This window comes from Streptomyces sp. NBC_01433 (genome assembly GCF_026340105.1).
Taxonomy (GTDB): domain Bacteria; phylum Actinomycetota; class Actinomycetes; order Streptomycetales; family Streptomycetaceae; genus Streptomyces.
The window spans coordinates 1568247-1588466 of sequence record NZ_JAPEPM010000002.1 but is presented as its reverse complement, the minus strand read 5'-3'; the positions used below and the strand labels follow the sequence as shown (position 1 = coordinate 1588466).

At 70.9% G+C, this 20220-nt stretch carries 21 protein-coding genes; 17 read left to right on the top strand and 4 right to left on the bottom strand.

Going from position 1 to position 20220, the window contains the following annotated elements; genetic code table 11:
- Nucleotides 1–14 precede the first annotated feature (14 nt).
- The 5 genes from OG413_RS34540 (at nt 15) to OG413_RS34520 (ending at nt 4674) form a co-directional block, all read left to right on the top strand.
- Complete coding sequence (locus OG413_RS34540; RefSeq protein ID WP_266812449.1) at nt 15–611, top strand: hypothetical protein; 597 nt, start codon at nt 15–17, stop codon at nt 609–611.
- Between the two features lie 402 nt (nt 612–1013).
- Nucleotides 1014–2309, top strand: coding sequence for an alpha/beta fold hydrolase (locus OG413_RS34535; protein WP_323137985.1), 1296 nt, complete (start codon nt 1014–1016; stop codon nt 2307–2309).
- Between the two features lie 13 nt (nt 2310–2322).
- Nucleotides 2323–2970: an MBL fold metallo-hydrolase gene (locus OG413_RS34530; RefSeq protein ID WP_266812448.1), complete on the top strand. Its 648-nt coding sequence runs from the start codon at nt 2323–2325 to the stop codon at nt 2968–2970.
- 101 nt (nt 2971–3071) lie between these two features.
- The gene (locus OG413_RS34525) at nt 3072–3851 is read left to right on the top strand and encodes an exodeoxyribonuclease III (RefSeq protein WP_266812446.1); all 780 of its coding nucleotides are present in this window, start codon (nt 3072–3074) and stop codon (nt 3849–3851) included.
- 64 nt (nt 3852–3915) lie between these two features.
- Entirely contained in the window at nt 3916–4674 is a 759-nt protein-coding gene (locus tag OG413_RS34520; protein ID WP_266812444.1) for a Clp protease N-terminal domain-containing protein, read from the top strand.
- A 21-nt stretch (nt 4675–4695) separates the two neighbouring features.
- Here the strand turns inward: OG413_RS34520 and OG413_RS34515 are convergent, their stop codons facing one another.
- Nucleotides 4696–5475, bottom strand: coding sequence for an SDR family NAD(P)-dependent oxidoreductase (locus OG413_RS34515; RefSeq protein WP_266812443.1), 780 nt, complete (start codon nt 5473–5475; stop codon nt 4696–4698).
- A gap of 107 nt (nt 5476–5582) precedes the next feature.
- Here OG413_RS34515 and OG413_RS34510 point away from each other — a divergent pair, with 107 nt between their 5' ends.
- From OG413_RS34510 to OG413_RS34490, 5 genes are all read left to right on the top strand, one after another.
- Nucleotides 5583–6023: a DUF6278 family protein gene (locus tag OG413_RS34510; protein ID WP_073719293.1), complete on the top strand. Its 441-nt coding sequence runs from the start codon at nt 5583–5585 to the stop codon at nt 6021–6023.
- Between the two features lie 124 nt (nt 6024–6147).
- Nucleotides 6148–6891 (top strand): amino acid ABC transporter ATP-binding protein, encoded by a 744-nt coding sequence (locus OG413_RS34505; RefSeq protein ID WP_266812441.1) that lies wholly within the window; start codon nt 6148–6150, stop codon nt 6889–6891.
- Nucleotides 6892–6902: 11 nt separating this feature from the next.
- Nucleotides 6903–7862, top strand: a complete 960-nt coding sequence (locus OG413_RS34500) for a glutamate ABC transporter substrate-binding protein (protein WP_266812439.1) — start codon at nt 6903–6905, stop codon at nt 7860–7862.
- Between the two features lie 16 nt (nt 7863–7878).
- Complete coding sequence (locus OG413_RS34495; RefSeq protein WP_266812438.1) at nt 7879–8523, top strand: amino acid ABC transporter permease; 645 nt, start codon at nt 7879–7881, stop codon at nt 8521–8523.
- Nucleotides 8520–9392, top strand: a complete 873-nt coding sequence (locus tag OG413_RS34490; protein ID WP_266812437.1) for an amino acid ABC transporter permease — start codon at nt 8520–8522, stop codon at nt 9390–9392. The genes OG413_RS34495 and OG413_RS34490 overlap by 4 nt, the downstream gene beginning before the upstream one ends.
- A gap of 32 nt (nt 9393–9424) precedes the next feature.
- Here OG413_RS34490 and OG413_RS34485 read toward each other — a convergent pair whose 3' ends face one another.
- Nucleotides 9425–11038 (bottom strand): CocE/NonD family hydrolase, encoded by a 1614-nt coding sequence (locus OG413_RS34485; protein WP_266812436.1) that lies wholly within the window; start codon nt 11036–11038, stop codon nt 9425–9427.
- A 135-nt stretch (nt 11039–11173) separates the two neighbouring features.
- Entirely contained in the window at nt 11174–12376 is a 1203-nt protein-coding gene (locus OG413_RS34480; protein WP_266812434.1) for an Ig-like domain-containing protein, read from the bottom strand.
- A gap of 144 nt (nt 12377–12520) precedes the next feature.
- On the opposite strand from OG413_RS34480, the gene OG413_RS34475 reads away from it, so the two are divergent.
- The gene (locus OG413_RS34475) at nt 12521–12700 is read left to right on the top strand and encodes a hypothetical protein (protein ID WP_266812432.1); all 180 of its coding nucleotides are present in this window, start codon (nt 12521–12523) and stop codon (nt 12698–12700) included.
- Nucleotides 12697–14442, top strand: a complete 1746-nt coding sequence (gene murJ / locus OG413_RS34470) for a murein biosynthesis integral membrane protein MurJ (RefSeq protein ID WP_266812430.1) — start codon at nt 12697–12699, stop codon at nt 14440–14442. Before OG413_RS34475 ends, murJ begins: the two co-directional genes overlap by 4 nt.
- Before the next feature lie 8 nt (nt 14443–14450).
- On the opposite strand, the gene OG413_RS34465 is transcribed toward murJ, so the two are convergent.
- A complete protein-coding gene (locus OG413_RS34465) occupies nt 14451–15194 on the bottom strand; it encodes a hypothetical protein (RefSeq protein ID WP_266812428.1) in 744 nt (247 codons plus the stop codon).
- Nucleotides 15195–15299: 105 nt separating this feature from the next.
- On the opposite strand from OG413_RS34465, the gene ggt reads away from it, so the two are divergent.
- The 5 genes from ggt (at nt 15300) to OG413_RS34440 (ending at nt 20204) form a co-directional block, all read left to right on the top strand.
- Nucleotides 15300–17117, top strand: a complete 1818-nt coding sequence (ggt, locus tag OG413_RS34460) for a gamma-glutamyltransferase (RefSeq protein WP_266812426.1) — start codon at nt 15300–15302, stop codon at nt 17115–17117.
- Nucleotides 17118–17298: 181 nt separating this feature from the next.
- The gene (locus tag OG413_RS34455) at nt 17299–18006 is read left to right on the top strand and encodes a glycoside hydrolase family 75 protein (RefSeq protein WP_266812424.1); all 708 of its coding nucleotides are present in this window, start codon (nt 17299–17301) and stop codon (nt 18004–18006) included.
- A gap of 139 nt (nt 18007–18145) precedes the next feature.
- Nucleotides 18146–18415 (top strand): helix-turn-helix domain-containing protein, encoded by a 270-nt coding sequence (locus OG413_RS34450; protein WP_266812423.1) that lies wholly within the window; start codon nt 18146–18148, stop codon nt 18413–18415.
- An 18-nt stretch (nt 18416–18433) separates the two neighbouring features.
- The gene (locus OG413_RS34445; RefSeq protein WP_266812421.1) at nt 18434–18814 is read left to right on the top strand and encodes a PPOX class F420-dependent oxidoreductase; all 381 of its coding nucleotides are present in this window, start codon (nt 18434–18436) and stop codon (nt 18812–18814) included.
- A 103-nt stretch (nt 18815–18917) separates the two neighbouring features.
- Nucleotides 18918–20204, top strand: coding sequence for a hypothetical protein (locus OG413_RS34440; protein WP_266813266.1), 1287 nt, complete (start codon nt 18918–18920; stop codon nt 20202–20204).
- Nucleotides 20205–20220: the final 16 nt, after the last annotated feature.

Genomic DNA, 20220 nt, shown 5'->3' with positions numbered 1-20220 from the left:
AGGGATCTCCGATCATGACCGCAGCCGAGCACCCCGTCGTGCCGCGCCAGTCCGTTCCGCCGGGCGACGGCGACGGCAAGCCTCCGCAGGACCGCCGCCGGGTGATCCGCCGACGGCTGATCACGGCGACGATCATCGTGCTGCTGATCGGTATCCCGGCGGGCTACCTGCTGATCTCCGCGGGCCAGAGCCGCCGCTCCGGCAAGGACAAGGAGGCCGAGGCCTCCGCGCAGGGGCTTCGCGAGGACTGGCCGTCCGGGATGCAGCGCCGGATCTTCGAGGTGCCGATCCCCGGTAACGCGTCGGGGGTCCAGTACTACGAGACCAACAACTGGAAGGCCAGCCGGTTGTACGTGAAGTTCCGTACGACATCCGCCGGGCTCGACCGGTTCCTGTCGGGTGTCGGAACGGGCCGCGCCGCCCTGAAGCCGGGGGCGGTGACCATCGGTGAACGCGATATCAAGATCAGCGACTGGTACTTCGGGCCCGGTGTGTTCTGGGCGGGCACGACCCACACCAACAAGGACCCGCGCCCCACCCAGAACATCACCGTCAACATGACCGATCCGGCCAGCCCTGTCGTGTATGTCGTTTCCGCGGCGACCCCCTGACCGCGACCCGACAGCGCGCTCACTAACCTGGAGCGAGTGAGTGAAGTGAGCGACACAACCCCGCAGCCCGCGCCGGCCCCGCAGCCCGCCGCCGCCCTGGCCCCCATAGCCCCGCAGGCCCCTGTGGCCCCGCAGGCGGTACAGGCGGTACAGGCCACTGCGGCCCCGCACGCCCTGGTGGCCCCGCAGTACCCCATGCCCCCGCAGCCCGCACCGGCCCTCGTGGCCCCGCAGGCCGTACAGGCCGCACCCGCCCCGCAGCCGGGCCGGGGCGAGCCGCCCGCGCACATCGCTCCGGCCCCGCAGCCCGCAGCCGCACCGGTGCCCCCGCACGCTCCGCACGTCGCCCATGGCCCCACGCGTCCACACGCCCCGGCGCCTCCGCAGACCGCTCAGGCGCCCGTGTCACAGCAGGCCCCGCAGGCCACTCAGGTCCCGCAGACCCTTCAGTACCGCTTCGACGGGCCGGACGACGCGCCCGTCCTGGTGATCGGCCCCTCGCTGGGGACCACCTGGCACATGTGGGACCGTCAGATACCCGAGCTGTCCCAGCACTGGCGCGTTTTCCGCTACGACCTGCCTGGCCACGGCGGCGCCCCCGCCCACCCCGCCACCGCCGTCGCGGAGCTGGCGGACCGGCTGCTCGCCACCCTCGACAGCCTCGGCGTCCAGCGCTTCGGGTACGCGGGCTGCTCCATCGGCGGCGCGATCGGCGCCGAGCTCGCCCTGCGCCACCCGCACCGGGTGGCCTCGCTGGCCCTGGTGGCGGCCTCGCCCCGGTTCGGCAGCGCCGACGAGTTCCGCCAGCGCGGCGTGATCGTCCGGACCAACGGGCTGGAGCCGATGGCCCGCACCGCGCCGGAGCGCTGGTTCACCCCCGGCTTCGCCGCCGCCCAGCCCGCCATCGTCGAGTGGGCCGTGCAGATGGTCCGCACCACCGACCCCGGCTGCTACATCGCCGCCTGCGAGGCGCTGGCCGCCTTCGACATCCGCGGCGAACTCGGCCGCATCGGCGTTCCCACCCTCGTCCTGGTCGGCGCCGAGGACCAGGTCACCGGTCCCGCCGAGGCCCGCACCCTGGTCGCGGGCATCCCGGACGCCCGGCTCGCCCTGGTCCCCGGCGCCTCCCACCTCGCCCCCGTCGAGCAGCCCGGCGCCGTCTGCGACCTGCTCCTGACCCACTTCTCCGCGGCCTGGCAGGACACCCTCGCCGCCATTCCGGTCCTGCCCGTCGTCCCGGCGCTCTCCGTCCCCTTCGCACCCGTCGCCGAGATCGCCCCCGCGGCCGCCCGGCCCGAGGCCGACGGCGCGGGCCGCGGCGACGTGCTCGACAGCGGTACGAAGATCCGCCGCGAGGTGCTGGGAGACGCCCACGTCGACGGGGTGAACGCGTCGTCCGACGCCTTCACCGAGGACTTCCAGGAACTCGTCACCCGGTACGCCTGGGGCGAGGTCTGGACCCGGGAGGGGCTGGACCGCCGGACGCGCAGCTGCATCACGCTCACCGCGCTGGTCGCCTCCGGTCACCTCCACGGCCTGGCCGCGCACACGAGGGCGGCCCTGCGCAACGGGCTCACGCCCGCCGAGATCAAGGAAGTCCTGCTCCAGACCGCCGTGTACTGCGGCATTCCGGCCGCCGGTGCCGCCTTCGACATCGCGCGGTCCGTGATCCAGGAGGAAACCACACCGCCCGCGTAGCAGGATGGGCGGCATGAACGCATCGCCTCTCACACTCACCAAGAAGACGCACTCCTGCATCCGGATCGAGAAGGACGGGCAGGCGCTCGTCATCGACCCCGGTGGCTTCTCCGAGGACGACGCCGCGATCGGTGCCGACGTCATCCTGGTCACGCACGAACACCCGGACCACTTCGACGAGGCGCGGCTGCGGGCCGGTCTCCGGGCCAACCCGGCGGCCGAGATCTGGACGCTGCGCAGCGTGGCCGATCAGCTCTCCGCCGCCTTCCCGGGGCGGGTGCACACCGTGGGGCACGGCGACACCTTCGCCGCCGCCGGCTTCGAGGTGGCCGTGCACGGAGAGCTGCACGCGGTGATCCACCCGGACATTCCGAGGGTCACCAACATCGGCTTCCTGGTGGACGGTTCGGTCTTCCACCCCGGGGACGCGCTCACCGTCCCCGACCGGCCGGTGGACACCCTGATGCTCCCGGTGATGGCCCCGTGGAACAAGATCTCGGAAGTCATCGACTACGTACGCGAGGTCAAGCCGCGGCGCGCCATCGACATCCATGACGCCCTGCTCACCGATCTCGCGCGGCCCATCTACGACAACCAGATCGGCAGCCTCGGCGGTGCCGACCACGGCCGGCTGGCGCCCGGAGACGTCACGGAACTCTGAACGGCCGACCGGCCGCAGGACTGCCCGGCCGGCCTGACGCACGGTCTCACTCGGGGCCGAACCGACGGCGGCTGTCAGTGGGACCGGCTAGGTTTGCTGCCATGCGCATCGCCACCTGGAACGTCAATTCGATCACCGCCCGGCTCCCGCGGCTGCTGGCCTGGCTGGAGAGCACCGGCACCGACGTGCTGTGCATCCAGGAGACCAAGTGCACGGCCGAACAGTTCCCCTCCGACGAGCTGCGCGAGCTGGGCTACGAGTCCGCGGTCAACGCCACGGGCCGGTGGAACGGGGTCGCGCTGCTCTCCCGGGTCGGGCTCACCGATGTCGTCACGGGGCTGCCGGACGGCCCGGAGTACGACGGGGTGCGGGAGCCGCGGGCGATCTCCGCGACCTGCGGCCCGGTCCGTGTCTGGTCCGTCTACGTGCCCAACGGCCGCGAGGTCGAGCACGCGCACTACGCGTACAAGCTGCGCTGGTTCGAGGCTCTCCAGAAGGCCGTGGCGGTGGACGCCGCGGGTGCGCGGCCGTTCGCGGTCCTGGGCGACTTCAATGTGGCGCCGACGGACGAGGACGTCTGGGACCCGGCTGTCTTCGAGGGCGCCACCCATGTCACCCCCGCCGAGCGCGCCGCCCTGGCGACGCTCCGGGAGGAGGGGCTGAGCGATGTGATGCCGCGCCCGCTGAAGTACGACCGTCCGTACACCTTCTGGGACTACCGCGAGCTGCGCTTCCCGAAGAACAAGGGCATGCGCATCGACCTGGTCTACGGCAACGCCCCGTTCACGGCGGCGGTCAAGGACAGCTACGTCGACCGGGAGGAGCGCAAGGGCAAGGGCGCTTCCGACCATGCCCCGGTGGTCGTCGACCTCGACCTCTGAGCGGCGGCGGATCTGCTGACAACCGTAGGTTGACACCCCAGGGGTGTCAACCTACGGTTGACGCATGACGCAGCCTCTTCCCGCAACGCCATCCGTGCGCCTCGACGATCTGATCGCGGCCATCAAGAACAGCCACACCGACGCCCTGGAGCAGTTGTCGGGCGCGGTCGTCGCCGCCGACCATCTCGGTGACGTCGCCGACCACCTCATCGGCCACTTCGTGGACCAGGCGCGCCGCTCCGGCGCCTCCTGGACGGACATCGGCCGGAGCATGGGAGTCACCCGGCAGGCCGCCCAGAAGCGCTTCGTCCCCAAGAAGGCCGACGCGAGCGCCGGTTCCGGCTCCGACCTGGACCCGAGCCAGGGATTCGGCCGCTTCACCCCGCGCGCCCGCAACGTCGTCGTGGCCGCCCACAACGAGGCCCAGGCCGCCCGCCATGCCGAGATCCTCCCCGCCCACCTGGTGCTCGGCCTCCTCACCGAGCCCGACGGCATCGCCGCCCGGGTCATCGCCGCCCGGGGGGTGGGCCCGGACGCCGTCCGCACCGCCGCGGCCGCCGCACTGCCTCCCGCCGCGGACGAGGTGCCCGAGCTGATCCCGTACGACGCGGATTCCCGCAAGGTCCTGGAGCTGACCTTCCGTGAGGCGCTCCGGCTCGGGCACAACTACGTCGGCACCGAGCACATCCTGCTGGCCCTGCTGGAGTTCGAGGACGGCTCCGGTGTGCTCACCGGCCTCGGCATCGGCAAGGACACCGCATCGGCCGCCGTCGAAACCGCCGTGACCGACGCGGCGGCGGCCCTGGGGCAGCGGGAATCCTGACCGACCGTTGCCGCGGCGGGTTCAGTGCACCGAGAACCCGCCGTCGACGAAGATCGACTGGCCGGTGACATAGCCGGAGCCCCGGCCCGCCAGGAACACCGCGGCGGCCGCGAAGTCCTCGGCCAGACCATTGCGTCCGACCATGGTGCGCGCCGCCAGTGCCGCCACCTTCTCCGGGTCGGAGGAGAGCCGTTCGTTCAGCGGCGTCAGCACGAATCCCGGCACCAGCGTGTTGCAGGTGACGCCGTGCGGGGACCACGCCTCCGCCTGCGAGCGGGCCAGCGATTCCAGGGCGCCCTTGGACACCCCGTACGCACCGCTGTTCACGAACGCGCGGTGCGCCTGCTGGGAGGTGATGTGGATGATCCGCCCGAAGCCCCGCTCGGCCATGCCGGGTCCGAAGCGCTGCCCCAGCAGGTAGGGCGCCTTCAGGTTCACCGTCATCGTGGTGTCCCAGACGTCCTCGCCCAGCTCGCCCATCGGCGGCCGCAGGTTGATCCCGGCGCAGTTCACCAGGATGTCGGGCTCCCCGTACGGCGCGGCCGCCGCCTCGGCTCCCGTACGCACACCCTCGGCGGTGCTCAGATCCGCGCTCACCCACGTCGCCCGGCAGCCCTCGCCCGTCAGCTCGCCGACCGTCGCGGCCAGCTCCGCCTCCCGGCGTGCCACGACGACGACGCTCGCCCCCGCGCGGGCGAGGGCGCCGGTGATCGCCCGACCGATGCCGGAGCTGCCACCGGTCACCACGGCGACCCGGCCCTCCAGGGAGAACAGTTCGGACAGATAGGTCTGCGAGATCATGTCCGCACCCTAGATGCCGGGTCCCGCCCGACCGGAGCCGGGTGTCGGATCGGCAACGGCCGCGCGCCCTGTGGTGCGGATCGCGGCGGGGATGGGACCCTAGTGGTATGAACATCCCTTTCTTGGACAACTGGCGTAAGCGTCAGGGCGGTACGCCGGGAGCGGCTCTCGCTGCCGCCGTCGAAGCGGATCCCGACGGCGTGGCCGAGCTGCTCGCCGAATGCGAACTGCTGCGTGTCCGAGCAGGGCAGAACGGACTCGAACTCGACGACAGCCCCGCCTCGTTGACCGCGCTCGACCAGCTGCCGCCCCGCTGGCGCGACGACCCCGAGGAACTGCCCTGGCTCGGCAACGACGCCGGCCTCTACCTCGGCACGGTTCTCGTGCGGACCGTGCCCGGTGCGGCGTGGGACGTCTGGCCGAGCGGCCAGCCCGTGGTGCGCCTGGCCTCCGGGCGCGAGATCGATGTCGTCGCGGCCGGTCTCGACTGGGCGATGGCGGGCAGCCCCGAGCTTTCCCAGGTGTACGCGGAGTCCGCCGAGAGCTGACCCGCGTCACCGAATCGAGATAAACAGCCTTATGCCCTATATGCGCGTGTCGGGTACGAAGTCCCTTGTCGGGATGGATAGTTTGCGCTGACCTCGACACAGCGACAAGTGGGTAGGGCAGCGTATGGCCGTCGATCCGTTGATCGAGCTGCGGGACGTCAACAAACACTTCGGAGAGTTGCACGTACTGCGGAACATCAATCTCACCGTCGGACGCGGGGAGGTGGTGGTGGTCATCGGCCCCTCCGGATCCGGCAAATCCACGCTCTGCCGGGCGATCAACCGACTTGAGACGATCGAATCGGGCTACATCGCCATCGACGGCAAGCCCCTCCCGGAGGAGGGGAAGGGGCTCGCGCAGCTCCGGGCCGAAGTCGGCATGGTCTTCCAGTCGTTCAATCTGTTCGCCCACAAGACCGTGCTGGCCAACGTCTCGCTCGCCCAGCTCAAGGTACGCAAGCGCAAGAAGGACGAGGCCGACCGGCGCTCCAGGGAACTGCTGGACCGGGTCGGCCTCGCCTCGCAGGCCGACAAGTTCCCCGCCCAGCTCTCCGGCGGTCAGCAGCAGCGCGTGGCCATCGCCCGCGCCCTGGCCATGGACCCCAAGGCGCTGCTCTTCGACGAGCCCACCTCGGCCCTCGACCCGGAGATGATCAATGAGGTGCTGGAGGTCATGCAGCAGCTCGCCCAGGAGGGCATGACCATGATCGTGGTCACGCACGAGATGGGCTTCGCCCGGTCCGCCGCCAACCGCGTCGTCTTCATGGCCGACGGCTGCATTGTCGAGGACCGCACCCCGGAGGACTTCTTCACGGCACCGTCGAGCGACCGCGCCAAGGACTTCCTGTCCAAGATCCTCAAGCACTGACGGGGGGCTCCATGTTGCGTACGAGGAACTCGCGTACGAAAAGGTCGCGTACGAAAAGGTCACGCACGAGGACGGGCGCGGTCGCTCTGGCGGGCCTTCTGCTCGCCGTGCTCGCCGCCGGGTGCGGCAAGGAGGGCAGCCCGCCCGTCAAGGGGCCGAAGCCCGAGGCGCTGCCGCAGTACAAGGTCGTCACCGGCTTCGAACTGCCCGACTCCCCGACCTGGGAGAAGGCCAGGAAGCGGGGCCACCTCGTGGTCGGCGCCAAGGAGGACCAGCCCTACCTGGGCGAGAAGGACCCGGCCACCGGGATCTACTCCGGCTTCGACATCGAGATCGCCCGCATGATGGCGGCCTCGCTCGGCTTCGAGCCGAAGTCGGTCCAGTTCAGGACGATCGCCTCGGCCAACCGCGAGACCGCTCTGCAGAACGGCCAGATCGACTACTACGTCGGCACCTACACCATCAACGACATGCGCAAGAAACTCGTCGGGTTCGCCGGCCCCTACTACCTGGCCGGGCAGGGGCTGCTGGTGCGCACCGACGAGAACGACATCCACGGGCCGCAGGACCTGGACGGCAAGACCGTCTGTTCGGCCGCGGGTTCCACTCCGTACCAGCGCATCGCCGCCGACTACCCCAAGGCGCACCTCGTCGCCTACGACACGTACTCGATCTGTGTCGACAACCTGCTGACCTACCAGGTCGACGCCGTCACCACCGACGACGCGATCCTGCTGGGCTTCGCGGCGAAGGCCCCGGACGAGATGAAGGTCGTCGGGAAGCCGTTCTCGCAGGAGCCGTACGGCATCGGCGTGCCCCGCGGCGACAACGCGCTGCGGTTCGCCCTCGACAACGCCCTGGAGGCCAACGAGAAGAACGGCAACTGGAAGAAGGCGTTCGAAGCGACGCTGGGCCTGTCCGGAGTGCCCGCGCCGACGCCGCCGCCCATCGACCGCTACCCGGCGACCTGAGGGGACGGCCTCACTCATGGATGTACTGACAGAGAACTTCTCGCTCTACGGCAAGGGCTTCCTCGGCACCGTCGAACTGACCGTCTACTCCTCGGTCCTGGCGATGGTCCTCGGCTTCCTCATGGCCTCCTGCCGGGTCGCGCCGGTCGGCTCCTTCCGGGCGCTGGGCACGGTCTGGGTGACCGTGCTCCGCAACACCCCGCTCACCCTGCTGTTCTTCGCCGTCCTGCTCGGTCTGCCGCGCTTCGGCCTGGTCCTGCCGTTCAAGGTCTTCGCGGTACTCGCGCTCGGCTGCTACACCTCCGCGTTCATCTGTGAGGTGCTGCGCTCCGGCATCAACACCGTGCCCACCGGCCAGGGCGAGGCCGCCCGCAGCCTCGGCATGTCCTTCGGCCAGACCCTGAGCCATGTGGTCCTGCCGCAGGCCTTCCGCTCGGTGATCCCGCCGGTCGGCTCGACGCTCATCGCGCTGGCCAAGAACTCCGCGATCGCGGGAGCGTTCAGCGTCACGGAGCTGCTCGGCACCTACAAGACCCTCAACGAGCTGGGCTACAGCATCATCTGGACGTTCATCTGGATCGCCGTCGGCTACCTGATCATCACCCTGTCCATCAGCGCGCTCTTCAACGTGCTGGAGAAGCGCTGGGGAGTCGCCCGATGACCGCCCGCTCCATGCCCACGGCCACCGCGCTCTACGACATCCCGGGCCCGCTGACCCGCAAACGGCACTTCCTGTACGGGGTCGGCTCCACGATCCTGATCCTCGCGCTGGTCGGCTGGGTCATCTATCTGCTCTTCGACACCAACCAGTTCACCAGCGCGAAGTGGACGCCCTTCGAATACAAGGGCATCCAGGAGCTGCTGCTGCGCGGACTCGGCAACACCCTCAAGGCGTTCGCGTACGCCGCGGTGCTCTCGCTGGCACTCGGTGCCGTCCTCGCCGTCGGCCGGCTCTCGGTGCACCGGCCGGTGCGCTGGATCTCGACGCTGCTGGTCGAATTCTTCCGGGCCATGCCGGTGCTGGTGATGATCTTCTTCATCTTCGTGGCGCTGAAGGTGCAGCCGCTGCCCGCGCTGGTCGCCGGACTGACCCTCTACAACGGTTCCGTCCTCGCGGAGGTGTTCCGTACCGGCATCAACTCGGTGGATCGCGGCCAGCGGGAGGCCGCGTACGCGCTCGGCATGCGCAAGACGCAGGTCACGACCTTCGTCCTCGCACCCCAGGCGGTACGCGCCATGCTCCCCACCATTATCAGCCAGCTGGTGGTGGCCCTGAAGGACACCTCACTCGGCTATCTGATCACCTATGAGGAATTTCTCCACGCGGGAAAGCTGATCGCGTCGAATCTCGACTACGATCTTCCCTTCATCCCTGTGGTGATGGTGATCTCACCCATCTACATCGGGATGTGCATGCTGCTTTCCTGGTTCGCCACCTGGGTGGCGAAACGGCAGCGGCGCAACCCGAAGACCGAGGCGGTGGAGGTGGCCCCGGCCGAACCAGGGACGCTGCTGCCGGGAGGGCAGTAGCCGGGCAGCGCCCGCCCGGCAGCAGCCGGTGATCACTTCTCGCGCAGCGGGACCGAGAGGTAACTCGGATCCGTACCGGGCGAGGAGAAGGTCAGCTGCGAGCCGGTCGGGTTGTGCTCGATGTACAGCGGATCAACGCTGTCGATCACCAGGGCGAGCCGGTGACCGGCCGGGACGTCGTAGGCCGTGGAGAACAGCTCCAGGTCCACGGGGAACGGCCGGCCCGGGGTCTGCCCGTGGAACGTGTAGGGGGCGTTGCTGACCAGTTTACCGAGGCCGAGCGGCCCCACGTCGTAGAGGTAGGCGACGAGGGTGCCGCTCTCCTTGGTGCTGGTGACCGTGGTGTGCAGCGTGGCGGTGCCGCGGATGTGCTGGGCGGCGGCGTACGGCCCGGACTGCCAGACGCTCGCGAAGGCGCGCGGCAGCAGGGGGATGGAGGCGACGGGCGGCAGCTTCACGAACTGGTCGAGGGCGTTGGACAGCATGACGATGCCGCCGTTGGCGCCCGAGTCGACGTTCGACAGGATCTTCTTCGTGCCGTCCAGGCCGATCCGGTGCTTCCCGGCGCCGACCGACTTCCAGTCCGGGTAGCCCTCGTAACCCTTGTCGGTACGGGACTTGAGCTGGACCGGCTGCTCGGTGTCGATGCCGTTGCGCTCGCCCTTGAGATATCGGTCGAACCAGCGGTGCGCGCTCGTCCAGGTGTCGTTGGGCAGGCCGAGCAGTCCCGTCGCCTCGGCGGTGGCGTGGTCGCCGGGGCGGAATTCCAGACGCTTGGGGCCGGTGAGCTTCTCGTAGAACGAGGCGTACTGGTTGGGCGGGAAGATGGTGTCGCCCCAGGCGTTGCCCATCATGATCGCGGCGCCGTTGGCGTTGATCCGGTCCAGATACGTCGCGGGGGAGCGCTTCTTGCCCCAGGCGATCATGTCCGCCTCCCTGGCGAGGTTGGAGCCGAGGAAGTCGGTCAGGGTCTGGGTGAGTTCCTCGCCGGGGCGGCCGGTGAGCAGCCCCGCTCCGCCGAGGAGGGCGGCGGCCTGGAGGTGCTGGGTGCGGCCGCTGTAGATCGATTCGATGAGGTCGGCCCAGCCGCTGAGCGCGGCGACGGCCTTGATCCGCTTGTCGTGCCCGGCGGCCAGCAGACTGATGCCCGCGCCGTAGGAGACGCCGCCCATGCCGATCCGGTCCGGGTCGGCCGGGGTGCGGTCCAGCGCCCAGTCGATGACGGCGGAGACATCGGCGATGTCCGGCGGCCCCGCGACCTCGATCCTGCCGCCGGAGAGCCAGAAGCCGCGTGAGGTGTAACTGACCACCACATAACCGGAGTCGGCGAGCCGCTGAGCCTGCGCGAGGTATTCGATCTGCGGCATCCCCCAGCTGGTGGGGAGCACGATCAGCGGATGCTTCGTGCCTGCCGCGGCTCCGGCGGGGGTGAAGACATTGCCCTTGAGCGTGATGCCGCCCGAGCCGGGAATGTCGTGGAAGGTCAGGCCCGGGGCGGCGGCCCCGCCCGCCTGAGCGGTGGCGGGCGGAGCAGTCGTCGCCGGGGCAGCCGCCGCCGGGGCCGCCCCGAGGGCGGCCCCGGCGAGCAGGACTGCGGCGGTGGTGATCGAAGCGGTGGTGCGCAGAGCCGGGTTCGGACGTCCCACGGGTCACTCCTCACGCGTGTCAGTGCAAAGTGACCCGACGGTAACCCCGGTTGTTCACCGCTGGTAACCGGTCGGTGCGTTGCGTGAGGGTAACGATTGTTGGACGAGTTGTCAGTAGTGGGCGGGCGCCGCGGATCAGCTCAGCGCGCTCTTCGTCCGCCAGTCGGCCCAGGAGACGTTCCACGCGCCGTAGCCGTTGCCCTCGGCCACCGTGCCCTTGGCGTCGGCACCGGTGATCTCGAACGGGTCGCCCACCCGCACCTGCTGGTACAGCGACGCGGCGTTCGCGTCGCTCATGCCGACGCAGCCCGAACTGTGGTTGGCGCGGCCGAAGTAGGCGGCGTTCCACGGCGCGGCGTGCGCGTACATCCCCGACCAGGTCAGACGCATCGACGAGTCGACCATCTTGTCGTAGGCGTCGCCGAGGCCCACCGTCTCGGAGCGCATGTTGATCGTGCCCTCCTTGGACATCAGGACGGCCGTGCCCCGCCAGGACGCCTTGTCGCCGCCGGGCGTGCCCGCCGACATCGGGACGTCCATGACCTGCTTGCCGTCGCGGTGCAGTGCGAGCCGGTGGTTGTCGAGATCGATCTTGACCAACTGGGCGGCACCGATCGTGAACGTCGTCGCGTAGTCGCGTACGAACCAGCCGCCCGCCGTGCCCGTGTCGACGCCGTTCAGCTCCGCGTCCAGGGTGACCTTGGTGCCGGACTTCCAGTACTCCCTGGGCCGCCAGTCGACGCGGTCCTTGCCGGAGTAGTCCTGGAGCCAGCCCCAGGAGCCCTCGGTGTTGTTCGAGGTGGAGACCTTCAGGCGCTTCTCGACCGCGGCCTTGTCCTTCACCGGGTTGTCGAAGACGATCGACAGCGGCTGCCCGATGCCGACCGTGGTGTTCTTCCCCGGGGCGAGGGTCAGCTTGTTGACCTTGTCCGCCGGGGCCGTGGTGAAGCCGGCCCGGTCGCTGCCGCCGTCGGTGTCCTTCGCCTCCACGGTGTACGCCGTGCCGGGCGCCGCGACCCGCTCGGACGTCCAGCTACGGCCGTCGGCGGATATCCGCCCGGCCAGCGCCCCGCCCTTGGCCCCGGTCACCGTGACCTTCTTGAGCTCGCCCTGGGCCAGCGTCACCTTCACCGGCGCGCCCGCGGCGGCCTTCGTACCCCGCAGGTTCACCGAGATGCTGGTGTCCGGGGCCTTCCCCGACCCCGCCACCGCGGCGGACCCGCCACCGGAACAGGCGGTGAGCGCGGCACCGAGCACCACGACCGGGCCGATCAGGGCATGCCGGGCGGGACGGCCGGCCGGGGCGATGCGGCGTATGTGCCGACGTGCAGAGATCAACGGGAAAACCTCCAGAACAAGTGCTTCTCGTGAGGAGAGAGGTATTTTCCCAGCTCAGGGTTCCGTAAATTTCCGGAAATCCAGGAATTCCCGGGGCGGTGACCAACGCGGTGCGGGACGGCAGCGCCCGCTCACCGCGTACGGGTGTACGAGCCGCGCGGGGTACCCTCCACCCTCGGCCTGCGCCCGTCGACCCTCGACGCGACGACCGGGCATGAGGCCGTCGACATCCTCGGAGAGTGGGAGACACCGGTGGGCGGAGCCGACAACAACACCCTGTACGGGGCGTTCCGGACCTGTCCGGCCCGCCGGACCTGCCGATGACGGCGACCGGCAAGGTAGACGAAAGCGGAACCGGAACCTCCCCTGAATCGGGCCCCGCCCTCGGAGCCGTCCCCGGAGCCGCCCCCGGAGCCGTCCCCGGCGCGGAGGCCACCGGGGACGGCCCGGCGAAGCCCGCTTCCGTGCTGCGCAGCGGAGCCGTCATGGCGGCGGGCTCCGTCGTCTCCCGCGCCACCGGCTTCATCCGCTCGGCGGTCGTCGTCGCCGCACTCGGCACCGGGCTGGCGGCCGACGGCTACACGGTCGCCAACACCGTCCCCAACATCCTGTACATGCTGCTCATCGGCGGCGCCCTCAACGCGGTCTTCGTCCCCGAGCTGGTACGGGCCGCCAAGCACCACGCCGACGGCGGAGCCGCGTACACCGACCGGCTGCTGACCGTCTGCACGGTCGGCCTCGTCGCCCTCACCGCGATCACGGTGGCCGGTGCGCCCCTCATCGTCTCCGTCTACACCGACTACACGGGCCGGCAGGCCGAGCTGACCGTCGCGCTCGCCCGCTACTGCCTGCCGCAGATCCTCTTCTACGGGCTCTTCACGCTCCTCGGTCAAGTCCTCAACGCCCGCGACCGTTTCGGCGCGATGATGTGGACCCCGGTCCTCAACAACGTCGTGATCATCGGGGTGTTCGGTCTCTACCTCTCGGTCGCGGCGGGCTCCGACGGCGTCCTCGGCGACGCCGACGCCCAACTGCTCGGCTGGGGGACGACCGCCGGAATAGCGGTGCAGACCCTCGCCCTGATCCCCGCGCTGCGCGCCGCCCGGTTCCGCTGGCGGCCCCGCTTCGACTGGCGCGGCAGCGGGCTGACCCGGCCGCTCCGCTCGGCCGGCTGGCTCGTGCTGCTCGTCCTGACCAACCAGCTCGCCTACTGGGTGGTGACCCGGCTCTCCACCGGCACCGGGCAGCGCGCCGTCGACCAGGGGGTGTCGGGCGGCGCCGGATACACCGCGTACAGCTACGCGTACCAGCTCCTGGTCGTCCCGCAGGGCATCATCACCGTCTCCCTCGTCACCGCGCTGATGCCGAGGATGAGCCGGGCGGCGGCCGACGGGGACCTGGCCGGGGTGCGGCGGGACGTCTCGTACGCCCTGCGGACCAGCGCCCCGGCCGTGGTGCCCGCGGCGGCCGTCCTGCTCGTGCTGGCACCGTGGGTGATGGGGTCGGTCTTCGGGTACGGGCGGACCACGGACGCCGACATCACGGTGATGGCCGGCATGCTGGCCGCCTTCGCGCCGGGGCTGATCGCCTTCTCCGGACAGTACGTGCTCACCCGCGGCTTCTACGCGATGAGCGACACCCGCACCCCCTTCCTCCTCAACCTGGTGATCGCCGGGGTCAACGCCGCACTGTGCGTGGCCGCGTATCTGCTGCTGCCCGCACGCTGGGCGGTGACCGGGATGGCCGGGGCGAACTCGGTGGCGTTCTTCGCGGGGTTCGCCGTCACCGCGTACGTGCTGCACCGGCGCGTTCCGGGGCCGGGCGGTGGCGGGCTGCTGCGGTCGCCCGCGCTGGGGGCGCACGTCCGGCTGATCGCCGCGTGCCTGCCGGCCGGGGCGCTGGCGTACGGGGCGGCACGGGCGGTGGAGGGAGCGGGCGATGCGGCGGCCACCGGGGCCGGGGTCCTGGTGCTGCTGCTCGTGGTGGTCCTGCTGGCCCGGCCGCTGGGAATCGTGGAGATCGACGCGATGGTGGCGGCGGGCCGGGGGCGGTTCCGGCGGCGCTGACGTGACGGTCAGCCCGTGGCCCGGTGCGAGGTGCGGGGCGCCGGTACGGGTTCCTGGGCGGCGCGGGTCACATCGCCGACCAGCTCCACCACATCGGGGCCGTACGCCTGGGAGTTGGTGACCTTCAGCAGCAGGCAGAAGGAGCTGTTGCCGTGCCTGCGCCACAGTTTCTCGTGGTTGCGGGCCAGATACCGGGTGGCCGCCTGATTGGTGATGGCCCGCTGCCCGCAGAACAGGAAGACCGGGCGGGCTCCCTGACCTCCCGTCAGCCGGGCGAGCAGTACGTACTCGTTGACGCCCGGCTCCAGCCGGTAGCGCTCCGGACCGACCTGGAAGGACGCGCGGTCGGGGCTCGGCTCCGGATCCGTGTTGATCTTCACACCCGGCAGCAGTGAATGCAGATGCGCGGCCATCCGCTGGTTGGACACCGGCCCGCCGATGCAGAACTCCGTGCGCTCGCCGAAGCCCTGCTGCGCCACGTCGTGGGAGAGGATCCGCGCGTGCGCCGAACAGTCCTTGATCAGCGCGGAGAGTTCGAGCAGGGCGAAGGTGTCGTGACGGTGCACCGAACCTTCGGCGCCCGCGAAGCGGTTGACGACCAGCAGGCACTCGGAATTCCCCGGCAGCCCGAAGAAAGCCTGCTTGCGTCGCAGCCTGCGGCGCCAGAGGTGGGTACGGGCGAGCCAGCCCAGACAGGCGCTGATGCCGGCGGCTATGACACCCAGCACGATGTTGCGTACGTCGTCGGTCATGGGCGGGCATGTTAGCGGGCATCGGGGTTGTTGTCCGAGGCGGTCCTGACGTCCGGGGCGGCACGAGGCTACCCTGCGCGGACGAAACGCTTATCGGAGGTACACATGCGCCGTTCCGTCGGCCGGAATACGTCGTTCTTAGCTGTTTTCGCTGTTGTCGCCTCGATCGGGGCCGCTGCCCCGGCCGGTTCCGCGCCGCCCGCCGCCACGCGGCCGGCGACGGCCAAGTCGCCCGTGGCGGTGGGGTACGGGGGAGCCGTGGCGAGCGTCGACGAGGACGCCTCGGCGGCCGGTATCGAGGTGCTCCGCAAGGGAGGCAACGCGGTCGACGCCGCTGTGGCGACCGCGGCGGCGCTCGGTGTCACGGAGCCGTATTCGGCGGGCATCGGCGGCGGTGGCTACTTCGTCTACTACGACGCGAAGAAGCGCACCGTACAGACCATCGACGGCCGGGAGACCGCGCCGCGCAGCGCGGACTCCTCGCTCTTCCTGGAGAACGGGAAGCCGATCCCGTTCAACGACGCCGTCACCAGCGGTCTCGGCGTCGGTACCCCCGGCACCCCGGCGACCTGGGACAAGGCGCTGGACACCTGGGGCACCAAGTCGCTGCGTACGCTGCTGAAGCCGGCCGAGCGGCTGGCCCACGACGGATTCGTCGTGGACGAAACGTTCCGCTCGCAGACCGAGGGAAATCAGGCCAGGTTCGCCGACTTCCCGGCGTCCGCCGAGCTGTTCCTGCCCGGTGGTCAGCTGCCGGTGGTCGGTTCGGTCTTCAAGAACCCCGATCTGGCACGCACGTACCGGGAGCTGGGCCGCGAGGGCGTCGACGAGCTGTACCGGGGCGAACTGGCCGACGACATCGTCCGTACGGTCCGTCGGCCGCCCGTCGACCCGGAGGCCGACCGGGTGGTGCGGCCGGGCGATCTGACGGGCAAGGACCTCAAGGCGTACCGGGCGCTGCGGCAGGATCCGACGAGGGTCGGCTACCGGGGGCTCGACGTGTACGGCATGGCGCCGTCCTCGTCCGGCGGTACGAGTGTCGGCGAGGCGCTCAACATCCTGGAGTCCACGGACCTTTCGAGGGTCGGCAAGGTCCAGTATCTGCACCGGCTCATCGAGTCGAGCCGGATCGCGTTCGCCGACCGGGGGCGCTGGGTCGGCGACCCGGCGTTCGAGGACGTGCCGACCCGGGGGCTGCTGAGCCAGCGGTTCGCCGACTCGCGGGAGTGCCTGATCAAGGACGACGCGGTGCTGACCAGCCCGCTGGCGCCCGGTGACCCGAGCGACCCGACCGCCTGCGCGACCGGCGGGACGGCTGCCCCGACGACGTACGAGGGGGAGAACACCACGCATCTGACGGCCGCCGACAAGTGGGGCAACGTCGTCGCGTACACCCTGACCATCGAGTCCACCGGCGGCAGCGGCATCACGGTCCCCGGCCGCGGTTTCCTGCTCAACAACGAGCTGACCGACTTCTCCTTCGCGCCCGCCAACCCGGCGGTCCACGACCCGAATCTGCCGGGTCCGGGCAAGCGGCCGAGGTCGTCGATCTCACCGACCATCGTGCTGAAGCACGGCAAGCCGGTGCTGGCTCTGGGCTCCCCGGGCGGCGCCACGATCATCACCACCGTGCTCCAGTCCCTGACCGGTCATGTCGACCGGGGGCTCCCGCTGGTCGACGCCATCGCGGCGCCGCGCGCCAGCCAGCGCAACGCGCCGACGACGGAGATCGAGCCCGGAATCTGGGACAGCCCGCTGCGGGCGGAGCTGGAAGCGCTCGGCCACGCCTTCAAGCTGAATCCGGAGATCGGCGCGGCCACCGGCGTACAGCGGCTGCCGGACGGCCGGTGGCTGGCGGCGGCGGAAAAGGTGCGGCGGGGCGGTGGCTCGGCCATGGTGGTGCATCCGAGCGGCGGGAACTGACCTCCGGTCGGACGAGCACGGTCGGCGGGGCCGGTACGGAGCGACATATCGCGAGTACCGGCCCCGCCGTCATGACACGGCATCCGGCCGCCCCGGTCGGATTCGGGGCAGCCGGAAGCGCCGTGTCGGCAAGGAAGGGCTCGATGGAGCCCTCAGGTCCAGTGGAAAGGCCATCCCCACAGTGCGTACCCGGACACTCGCCCTGACGCTCGCCCTGACGGCGGTCTGCGGCGCCGCCCTGCTCGGCCCCGCGGCACTGCCCGCCACCGCCACCGGCTCCCGGTCGGCCGGGAGCGGGGAGGGTCCGGTGACCGCCGCCGCGCTGCTGGCCGAGATGACGTCCTGCACGCGGATCTCCAAGGGGAAGTACCGCACGGACGCCTCCCGGCCGAAGGCCACCGTCCCCGTGTGCGGCACGGACGGTGCCGTGTTCTGGAAGGCGGACATGGACATCGACTGCGACGGCCGGAAGACGAAGGCGTGCAACAGGAAGACCGACCCGAACTTCCTGCCGGAGACGGCGTTCGTGACGTCGGGCGGCAAACCGCTGGACTCGGCCGCGCTCCCGCACATCGTCGTGCCGGGGCCGAGCTCCGTCTGGGACTACCGGAAGTCCGGGATCAGGGGCGGCAGCGTCGCCGCCGTCATCTATCGTGACCGGGTGCGGTACGCCGTGGTGGGTGACACGGGCCCCAGCGGCATCATCGGCGAGGCGTCGTACGCCACCGCCCGCGCGCTCGGCATCGACCCCGACCCGCGCACCGGTGGCACCGACTCCGGCGTCACCTACCTCGTGTTCAAGGGCTCCCGGGTCTCGCCGATCGAGAGCCGCACGAAGGCGGTCACCACGGGTGAGGCGCTGGCGAGGAAGTTCCTCGGCGACGACTGAGACATCACCTGATCAGCGCAGTTGACCGGAGCGCCCGGGTCGGCGGATGGCCCGCACGGTGATGGACGGGTCTGTGGTGAGTCGCACAGTCGTACCGTGCCTATTACTATACCGGTCCGCGCGGTATTAGAATGACGGAATGGTACGTACGCCCCTGACACCCGAAGAGCGCCTCCGCGGCGAACGGCTCGGCCGACTGCTCCGCGAGGCACGCGGCGGACGCAGCATGGTCACCATCGCCGCGAGCGCCGGAATTTCCGCCGAGACCCTCCGCAAGATCGAGACCGGCCGGGCCCCGACCCCCGCCTTCTTCACGGTGGCGGCACTGGCCGGGGCACTCGGCCTCTCGATGGACGAACTGCTCACCCGATGCGCCCCGGAACCGGATGCGGTTCCCCTGATCGCCTGAGCGCGTAGGGTCACGCCCGTGACTCTTCAGGACTTCGCCCGCAGCGAGTACGTCAGCCTCACAACGTTCCGGAAGGACGGCACCCCCGTCGCCACGCCCGTCTGGGCGGCGGCCGACGGCGAGGTGCTGTACGTCTGGACCCGCTCCGACTCGTGGAAGGTGAAACGCCTGCGCAACAACAGCCGGGTCCTGGTCACGGTCTGCGACATGCGCGGCCGGGTCGCGGAGGGCGCCCCCAGCGCCGAGGGCACCGCGCGGCTGCTCGACGAGGCGGGGACCCGGGCGGTACGCAAGGTGCTGGCCCGCAAGTACACCTGGAAGTTCTGGATCGTCGACTGGCCCGCCATGGTCGTACGGCTCGGCAAGCGCCCGCACACGGGTATCGCCGTCACCTTCTGAGCCCGCACCGCATTGGAAAGACGCGTGTGACCCGCCCGTAACACATCTGCGGTCGAATGCCTCCCGACTGGAAGGTTCCAGTCGACAGTCGGCGAGGGCGACGATCACGGTGCATGAACACGCGGTGGAAGTAGGGGCGTTCGCACAGTACCTCCGGGACCTCGCGGCCCGGCTGGACCCCGGAGGCGGGTGGTACGGCGTCTTCACCCGCCGCGACCCCGAAGGCATGAGAGCGTGCCTCGACGGGGTCGAGATCCCGCCCTGGGACGTGGTGGAGTCCCTGCTGTCGGACCTCGCGATGTCACATGGCACCGCGTTCGCGGAGCATGAATCGGTACGGGCCGCCGCGCTGTACTCCGCATCGGCCGCCGCCCACGACCGGCAGCCCGGCGGACGCCAAGCGCTCGTCCACCGGCTGGAGTTGATGCTCCGGGAACAGATCCGGGCGGCCGAGCGGCTGAGCGCGGCAGGGGCGGGCGGCCCGCACGCACCGGACACGGACGCGCTCGCCTGGGCCCGGGACGACCACGAACGCGCCTCGGCCCGCTGCACGGATCTGCGCAAGCGGATGGCGGCCGTCGCACCCACCGCCGCGCCTCCCGTCGCCGCGCCTCCCGCCGTTCCGGCGCCCGCCGCCGCTTCGGCGCCCGCGCCCCGGCGCGAGAAGCCCCGAGGGGCTCGGTTCGCCGGTCTTGAGGTGGACGACGAGGAGACCGGGTACGCCCCCTCGCCGGTCCCCGTGCTGCCCGCCCCCTCGGCCGGTGCCGCGGCACCGCGCGGGGCCCGCTTCGGCGGCGCGCCGGCCGAGAACGGACCCGCCCCTGCCGCCGCCCCGGTGCCGGAGAGCCCACCGGACCCCGCCGCCCTCCGCGTCGCGTCCACCGCCGTCGCGCTGCTGGTCCGGCTGCGTGCCGAGGGCCGCAGCGGCGAGGCGCACGTCGTGCTCTGCGAGGCGGCGGCGTGGCCCGCCGGACATCTGCCGGTACTGGCCCTCGCCCTGCACCGCGCGGGGCTGGCGGCCGACTGGGCGACCCTGCTGTGGGAGGTGTCCCTGCTGCCGCCCGAAGGGCTCGCCGGGGCGGTGGGGGCGCTGGCCTCGGCGGGCCGCACCGAGGACTGCGGGCAGTTGCTGCGCCTGGGGGTGGCGCGCCCCGCCGCCGACATCGCCGACGCCGTGGTCGCCCTGGACCGCGCGGGCGGGGCGTCCGAGGCGCAGGCGCTGCTGGGCGCCTTCGTGCGCGTACGAACCGCGCAGGACGCGGCCGGGATCGCCGGGGGCGGCCAGGCCCACCTCGTACCCCGCCTCCTGGCCGCCGCCCGTCAGGTGTCGACGGAAAGCGAATGGGACCTGGTGCACGCGCTGCGGGTGGCGGGCGTCGCGGGGATGTAGCGCCGCTCGTCGGCCA

What these genes read in the sequence shown, in the direction of transcription:
- OG413_RS34465 (WP_266812428.1), bottom strand. Translation starts at nt 15,194, where the DNA reads ATGACCGACGACGTACGCAACATCGTGCTGGGTGTCATAGCCGCCGGC.
- ggt (WP_266812426.1), top strand. Translation starts at nt 15,300, where the DNA reads ATGCGCCGTTCCGTCGGCCGGAATACGTCGTTCTTAGCTGTTTTCGCT.
- OG413_RS34490 (WP_266812437.1), top strand. Translation starts at nt 8,520, where the DNA reads ATGACCGCCCGCTCCATGCCCACGGCCACCGCGCTCTACGACATCCCG.
- murJ (WP_266812430.1), top strand. Translation starts at nt 12,697, where the DNA reads ATGACGGCGACCGGCAAGGTAGACGAAAGCGGAACCGGAACCTCCCCT.
- OG413_RS34525 (WP_266812446.1), top strand. Translation starts at nt 3,072, where the DNA reads ATGCGCATCGCCACCTGGAACGTCAATTCGATCACCGCCCGGCTCCCG.
- OG413_RS34450 (WP_266812423.1), top strand. Translation starts at nt 18,146, where the DNA reads ATGGTACGTACGCCCCTGACACCCGAAGAGCGCCTCCGCGGCGAACGG.
- OG413_RS34500 (WP_266812439.1), top strand. Translation starts at nt 6,903, where the DNA reads ATGTTGCGTACGAGGAACTCGCGTACGAAAAGGTCGCGTACGAAAAGG.
- OG413_RS34505 (WP_266812441.1), top strand. Translation starts at nt 6,148, where the DNA reads ATGGCCGTCGATCCGTTGATCGAGCTGCGGGACGTCAACAAACACTTC.
- OG413_RS34520 (WP_266812444.1), top strand. Translation starts at nt 3,916, where the DNA reads ATGACGCAGCCTCTTCCCGCAACGCCATCCGTGCGCCTCGACGATCTG.
- OG413_RS34495 (WP_266812438.1), top strand. Translation starts at nt 7,879, where the DNA reads ATGGATGTACTGACAGAGAACTTCTCGCTCTACGGCAAGGGCTTCCTC.
- OG413_RS34540 (WP_266812449.1), top strand. Translation starts at nt 15, where the DNA reads ATGACCGCAGCCGAGCACCCCGTCGTGCCGCGCCAGTCCGTTCCGCCG.
- OG413_RS34510 (WP_073719293.1), top strand. Translation starts at nt 5,583, where the DNA reads ATGAACATCCCTTTCTTGGACAACTGGCGTAAGCGTCAGGGCGGTACG.
- OG413_RS34515 (WP_266812443.1), bottom strand. Translation starts at nt 5,475, where the DNA reads ATGATCTCGCAGACCTATCTGTCCGAACTGTTCTCCCTGGAGGGCCGG.
- OG413_RS34530 (WP_266812448.1), top strand. Translation starts at nt 2,323, where the DNA reads ATGAACGCATCGCCTCTCACACTCACCAAGAAGACGCACTCCTGCATC.